This window comes from Actinosynnema sp. (assembly GCF_052038725.1).
Window position 1 is genome coordinate 1 of record NZ_JBQGCX010000715.1, and the last position, 1,894, is coordinate 1,894.

The 1,894-nt window shown below is 76.7% G+C and carries 1 protein-coding gene; it reads right to left on the reverse strand.

The window, feature by feature from the left end; genetic code table 11:
- A partial coding sequence (locus tag ACTUAL_RS14925) for a condensation domain-containing protein (protein WP_440900666.1) occupies positions 1–1,894 on the reverse strand: 1,894 nt, incomplete at both ends.

The following is a 1,894-nucleotide window of genomic DNA, read 5'->3' on the forward strand; positions in this document are numbered from 1 at the left end:
CGGTCCAGAAGGCGCGCTGCGCCGGGTCGGCCAGCGCGGCGCGCTCCAGGGCGATCAGGGAGCGGAAGCGGGCGCGCGGAGGCGGCGGGAGGGGCGCGGGGTGGCCGAGGTGGGCGGCGTCGGCGTTGAGCAGCTCGGCGAACAGCGACCGGCCGCTCCAGCCGTCCAGGATCGCGTGGTGCTCGACGATCCACAGCTGCGCCTCGTCGTCGGCGCGGCGCTGCACGTGGAAGCGGATCAGGGGCGGGGCGCTCCAGTCGAAGGGGCGGGCGCGCTCCAGGGCGAAGCGGGCGGCCACCGCCGCCTCGACGGCCCCGGCGTCCAGGCCGCGCAGGTCCTCGAACGTCAGCGGGGCGGGCACGGCGGCGTGCACGAGCTGCACCGGCTCGGTGAACCCGGTGACCTCGAACGAGGTGCGCAGCACCTCGTGCCGCTCCAGCACGGTCGCCACGGCGCGGCGCCAGGCGTCCTCGGAGTGCTCGGCGCGCAGGTGGTAGGTGGCGACGTCGTGGTAGATCTGCTCGGAGTCGGCGGCCTGGCTGTGGTAGAGCATCCCGGCCTGGAGCGCCGACAGCGGGTAGGCGTCGACGAGGTCCGCGCCGACCAGCCCCCGGTCCGCCTCGGCCAGCAGGTCCAGGCGCGCGCTCTCGCGGACCGGCGCGGCGGCGGTGACCAGCGGGGCGAGCTCGCGGATGGTCTGGAGCAGGACCAGGTCGGTGATCCGGACGGCCAGGCCGCGCTCGCGGGCCAGCCCGAGCAGCTGCACGCTGCGGATCGAGTCGCCGCCCAGCTCGAAGTAGTTGTCGTCGATCCCCACCCGCGCGAGGCCCAGCGCCCGCGCCCAGACCTCGGCCAGGACCCGCTCCACGTCGGTGGTGGGCGGGGCGTAGGGGGTCTCCCCGTCCGGTTCGGCCGCGCCGTCCGGAGCCGCGGCGGCGGCCAGGGGGTGGTCGGGGTCGTCGGCGGCGGCGCGCAGCACGGCGCGCAGCCGCTCGGCCAGGTCCGCGACGTGGGCGGCGTCGAACAGGTCGGCCCGGTACTCGACGTTCGCCTCCAGCCCGCCGTCGGTCTCGTTGAACTCCAGCGAGAGCGGGAACTTCGCGGTGCCGCCGTCCAGCAGCACCGGGGTGAACCGCAGACCGGCGGCCTGGCGCGCGTCGCCGCGCAGCTCGTTGTAGGTCAGCAGCGCCTGGAACACCGGGTGCCGGTCGGGCGCGCGCGGCGGCTTCACGTGCTCCACGACCAGGTCGAAGGGCAGGTCCTGGTTGGCCTGCGCGTCCAGCGCGCTCTCCCGCACCCGGCGCAGCAGCTCCCGGAAGGTCGCCGGGCCGGGCAGGCGGGTGCGCACGGCCAGGGTGTTGACCAGGTAGCCCACCGTGCCGTCGAACTCGTCCCTGGCGCGGCCCGCCGAGACCGTGCCGACCACGACGTCGTCCGAGCCGGTGACCTCGCGCAGCACGGCGGTGAACGCGGTCAGCAGCACCACGAAGAACGACGCGCCGGACTCCGCGGCGAGCGCGCGCCGCCTCGGCACGGGGTCGGCGGGCCGCTCCACCGGGTGGTTCGCGCCCGACCTGGCGGGCGCGCCGGTGCTCCCGACGGGCAGCACGGGCAGGGGCGCGGCCAGCGCCTCGCGCCAGTGCTCGGCCTGGCGGGCGGCGGCGGGACCGGCCAGCCACCGCTCCTGCCAGTCCGCGTAGTCGGCGTACTGGAACTCCGGCTCGGGCAGGTCGGGCTCGCCGCCGGTCGCGTAGGCCCCGTACGCGGCGACGACCTCGTCCAGGACGACGCCCGCCGACCAGCCGTCGCACACGACGTGGTGCGCGGTGAGCAGCAGCGCGGGCTCGCCGGTGTGCAGGGCGGCCCGGAACAGCGGTCCGCGCTCCAGGTCGAA